The sequence below is a fragment of the Bartonella sp. AP21QHHD genome (assembly GCF_042196205.1).
Classification (GTDB): Bacteria; Pseudomonadota; Alphaproteobacteria; order Rhizobiales; family Rhizobiaceae; genus Bartonella.
The window spans coordinates 1-5181 of the sequence record NZ_JBHIPT010000022.1; the positions used below are offsets into that span (position 1 = coordinate 1).

Genomic DNA, 5181 nt, shown 5'->3' on the forward strand with positions numbered 1-5181 from the left:
CCCCCCCCCGTCTCTTTGAGGCCCCTACCTCTGTTGAGAGAAGTATTTGAGGGCTTAGTGCTCATGTGTTGACAATATAAAAGCAGACGTGCCGTCTTCGTTTCTCTTTCTTCAGATGATGATCCCAAGCCTTCTGGCGATCTCTTAAAATAAAGCCTCACATCATAATCATTTCGCGGTTTCAAAGAAAAATATGCGTTTCAAGGTGCCATGGATTTTAAAAACTATGGATTTATTAAAACTTATGGGTTTTAAAAAAGGCTTTAAAAGGAAATGACTAAAAAAGAAAGCCACTTAAAAAAGCTTTTCCAGTGATTTAAGATGATACCGGGGAAGGTTTTCCGGTTTATCCCGGAGGGCTTGTAGCTCAGTTGGTTAGAGCGCGCGCTTGATAAGCGTGAGGTCGGAGGTTCAAGTCCTCCCAGGCCCACCAATTTATGCTCGTTTTTTGCTTATCCAAGAGTATGAAGCTTCAGCGTATTAAAAACGCTTCAATCTTTGTTTATTTTTAAAGATTTAATTTTATCATCCAAAGATTATTTGTTAAATTTATCTTATTAAGCTTTCAAAGAGGCTTTTAAAGCCCCTTCAGTGGTACAGATAAATTTAAATGATGCAAATCAAAATAGTACAGGGAATGCAAGTTGATAAATCTTGTTAAAGTTGATTTGAAAGAGCATTATTTAGGGGCCGTAGCTCAGCTGGGAGAGCACCTGCTTTGCAAGCAGGGGGTCGTCGGTTCGATCCCGTCCGGCTCCACCATTTAGGTCATCATCATGTTGTAAGAACACGGTTTAGTAAAAGGTCCAGTGATCTTTTGCTTGTTCTATTGAAATTGTGAAGAGAAGATATATTCAGACATGTTCCTTTTTTAAGGTTCCTTCTGAGGTACAAGTTTTTTGTTAAGAAAAATACTTTCTTGGGAAAATGCTTGTTGTCGAAAAAAGGTTTTGGAAAACAGATTTGAAAAAAGATCTTGAAAGAAAAACCTTTCTTCCGAAGAGGAAATCTTAATTTAGAAAAAGAGACATGTGTCGCAAGGGAATGCTCAAAGCCCTTGCTTATGATTGGAAGCTTAACCGCGCCATTGAATATATCTCGAGAAGCTGGTCTTTTCTGCTGATATTTGGTTTGTTTTGCGCTTTATTTTGCACAAGATAAAGAGAAGCAGACAAACCGTGAATGAATATTGGCAATGAGAACGATCAAGTGTCTTAAGGGCATTTGGTGGATGCCTTGGCATGCACAGGCGATGAAGGACGTGATACGCTGCGATAAGCTACGGGGAGGTGCGAATACCCTTTGATCCGTAGATTTCCGAATGGGGTAACCCACCTTTGATGGCTAGAAAAATTAAGCTGTTTTTGTAAAAGGACAGTTTAGTTTTCTAGTCATCTAATAAAGGTATCTACACCTGAATAAAATAGGGTGTAAGAAGCAAACGCAGGGAACTGAAACATCTAAGTACCTGTAGGAAAGGACATCAAACGAGACTCCGTTAGTAGTGGCGAGCGAACGCGGACCAGGCCAGTGGCTTGAATTAAGAAAAGTAGAAACGACTGGAAAGTCGTACCAAAGTGGGTGATAGTCCCGTATACGTAAATCTGATTTAAGTCCTAGAGTAGGGCGGGACACGTGAAATCCTGTCTGAACATGGGTCGACCACGATCCAAGCCTAAGTACTCGTGCATGACCGATAGCGCACCAGTACCGTGAGGGAAAGGTGAAAAGTACCCCGACAAGGGGAGTGAAATAGTACCTGAAACCGAATGCCTACAAACAGTCGGAGCCCAAGATACGTTCTGGGTGACGGCGTACCTTTTGTATAATGGGTCAGCGACTTAGTCTAACGAGCAAGCTTAAGCCGGTAGGTGTAGGCGTAGCGAAAGCGAGTCTGAATAGGGCGTTCAGTTCGTTGGATTAGACCCGAAACCGAGTGATCTAGCCATGAGCAGGCTGAAGGTAAGGTAACACTTACTGAAGGGCCGAACCCGTATCTGTTGCAATAGATTGGGATGACTTGTGGCTAGGGGTGAAAGGCCAATCAAACTCGGAAATAGCTGGTTCTCCGCGAAATCTATTTAGGTAGAGCGTTAGTCGAATTCTCCAGGGGGTAGAGCACTGGATGGGCTAGGGGTCCTCACCGGATTACCAAACCTAACCAAACTCCGAATACCTGGAAGAACTAACTAGCAGACACACGGCGGGTGCTAACGTCCGTCGTGGAGAGGGAAACAACCCTGACCACCATCTAAGGTCCCCAAGTTATGGCTAAGTGGGAAAGGATGTGAGGATCCCAAAACAACCAGGATGTTGGCTTAGAAGCAGCCACCATTTAAAGAAAGCGTAACAGCTCACTGGTCTAAATAAGGGTCCCTGCGCCGAAAATGTAACGGGGCTAAAGCCATACACCGAAGCTGTGGATTTACTCTTTATTGAGTAAGTGGTAGCGGAGCGTTCCGTAAGCCTGTGAAGGGAGACTCGTGAGAGCTCCTGGAGGTATCGGAAGTGAGAATGCTGACATGAGTAACGATAAAGGGAGTGAGAGACTCCCTCGCCGAAAGTCCAAGGGTTCCTGCTTAAAGTTAATCTGAGCAGGGTGAGTCGGCCCCTAAGGCGAGGCCGAAAGGCGTAGTCGATGGGAACCACGTTAATATTCGTGGACCTGTGGGTAGTGACGGATTGCGTATATTGTAAGATCTTATTGGATTGATCTTGCAGTGAAGCAGTTCCAGGAAATAGCTCCCACATATAGACCGTACCCCAAACCGACACAGGTGGACTGGTAGAGAATACTAAGGCGCTTGAGAGAACTACGTTGAAGGAACTCGGCAAATTGCACGCGTAACTTTGGAAGAAGCGTGACCCTTTAGCGGGCAACCGTTAGAGGGTGGCACAGACCAGGGGGTAGCGACTGTTTACCAAAAACACAGGGCTCTGCGAAGTCGCAAGACGACGTATAGGGTCTGACGCCTGCCCGGTGCTGGAAGGTTAAGAGGAGATGTGCAAGCATTGAATTGAAGCCCCAGTAAACGGCGGCCGTAACTATAACGGTCCTAAGGTAGCGAAATTCCTTGTCGGGTAAGTTCCGACCTGCACGAATGGCGTAACGACTTCCCCGCTGTCTCCAACGTAGACTCAGTGAAATTGAATTCCCCGTGAAGATGCGGGGTTCCTGCGGTTAGACGGAAAGACCCCGTGCACCTTTACTATAGCTTTACACTGGCATTTGTGTCTGTATGTGTAGGATAGGTGGTAGACTTTGAAGCAGGGGCGCTAGCTCTTGTGGAGTCATCCTTGAAATACCACCCTTACCGATATGGATGTCTAACCGCAGTCCGTTATCCGGATTCGGGACCGTGTATGGTGGGTAGTTTGACTGGGGCGGTCGCCTCCTAAAGAGTAACGGAGGCGCGCGATGGTAGGCTCAAAACGGTCGGAAATCGTTTGTTGAGTGCAATGGCATAAGCCTGCCTGACTGTGAGACTGACAAGTCGAGCAGAGTCGAAAGACGGTCATAGTGATCCGGTGGTCCCGTGTGGAAGGGCCATCGCTCAACGGATAAAAGGTACGCCGGGGATAACAGGCTGATGACCCCCAAGAGTCCATATCGACGGGGTTGTTTGGCACCTCGATGTCGACTCATCGCATCCTGGGGCTGGAGCAGGTCCCAAGGGTATGGCTGTTCGCCATTTAAAGCGGTACGTGAGTTGGGTTCAGAACGTCGTGAGACAGTTCGGTCCCTATCTGCCGTGGGTGTAGGAATATTGACAGGATCTGTCCCTAGTACGAGAGGACCGGGATGGACGTATCTCTGGTGGACCTGTTGTGGCGCCAGCCGCATAGCAGGGTAGCTATATACGGAAGGGATAACCGCTGAAGGCATCTAAGCGGGAAACCCACCTGAAAACGAGTATTCCCTGAGAACCGTGGTAGACCACCACGTTGATAGGTCAGGTGTGGAAGTGTGGTAACACATGAAGCTTACTGATACTAATCGTTCGATCGACTTGATCGTTCTCATTTCCCATATTCTTTCAAAAATATAAAATTCCAGCTTCTCATCATTCATGCTTTTTGCTGACTTGGTGGTTATGGCGGAGTGAACGCACCCGATCCCATCCCGAACTCGGCCGTGAAACGCTCCAGCGCTGATGGTACTTTGCCTTAAGGCACGGGAGAGTAAGTCGCCGCCAGGTCTGCTAAAGGCATGATAGATAACAATTCAAAAAAAATATAACGATAAATATCAATGCTCAATACTGAGAGTAGACAATAAAAAAATCTTGTCTTAAAATATATGACGCGGGGTGGAGCAGCCCGGTAGCTCGTCAGGCTCATAACCTGAAGGCCGCAGGTTCAAATCCTGCCCCCGCAACCAAATGCAAACACTAATAATTCCATAAAAATCAAATGATCTCTAAACATGACAATACACCCATAGTATTGTGTGAAAATATAATAATGCACGTCATGAAAAATGTTATGAATAACTCTTTACTCAAACTTCCCCCTATACTAGGAAAAGTCAGTAATTTACCTACATAAGTTCCCCTTCCTGCTACACTTTTCTCATAGAAACTCATCAAAACAGTAAAAAACTAGTTGCCCTTAAACGCACCAAGACCTAGGAGCGGCTTTGAAACTGGATCTGGTGCCTTCTCATCTCATAAAAGAATGCAATAGGGACTAATAAAGGGCATGCCACTAATGAAGCAGTGGTAGGCAGAGGCAGGTAGAGAATGCTTTCTTCTCTCTAAAACAATAAATCTAAAAGCTCTTCTTAGTACTGGAAAACAAAAATATCATCAATCTCTGAAAATAAAAGCAGAAAAAACAAGTGTAACGCGTAAACGCATGGAGTAAAATGCTATTCACTTGCAACTCTTCCCACGTACAAAACCCAAATAAGAACTAGGGGCATGCTACTAATCATCATGCACCTTCGGAAAGCAAGGGGGGGGTAAAAGCCATTAAGGTACGTAATGCCACGCACTTAAAGGGCGCTCAAGGACTAAATCTAAACTCAGATTCTCTTGGATTTTATATCATCCTTCCCTTTGTTCTATGTGTAGTCTGTATAGCCAAATCCTCAAAACAATCTGCCAACTTTTTGTAACAAAAAAACTGCAAACAATTCATTGAACTCCAAACTATCTATATCACTAAATACTAAGGGGG

At 45.3% G+C, this 5181-nt stretch carries 3 tRNA genes and 2 rRNA genes; all 5 read left to right on the forward strand.

What is annotated here, in order from left to right:
• Window positions 1-356: 356 nt before the first annotated feature.
• A tRNA-Ile gene (locus tag ACFIMC_RS01785) sits at window positions 357-433 on the forward strand.
• Between the two features lie 253 nt (window positions 434-686).
• Window positions 687-762, forward strand: a tRNA-Ala gene (locus ACFIMC_RS01790).
• 441 nt (window positions 763-1203) lie between these two features.
• Window positions 1204-4018: ribosomal RNA gene (locus tag ACFIMC_RS01795) — 23S ribosomal RNA — on the forward strand.
• A 66-nt stretch (window positions 4019-4084) separates the two neighbouring features.
• Window positions 4085-4199, forward strand: a 5S ribosomal RNA gene (gene rrf / locus ACFIMC_RS01800).
• Between the two features lie 105 nt (window positions 4200-4304).
• Window positions 4305-4381: transfer RNA gene (locus tag ACFIMC_RS01805), tRNA-Met, on the forward strand.
• Window positions 4382-5181: the final 800 nt, after the last annotated feature.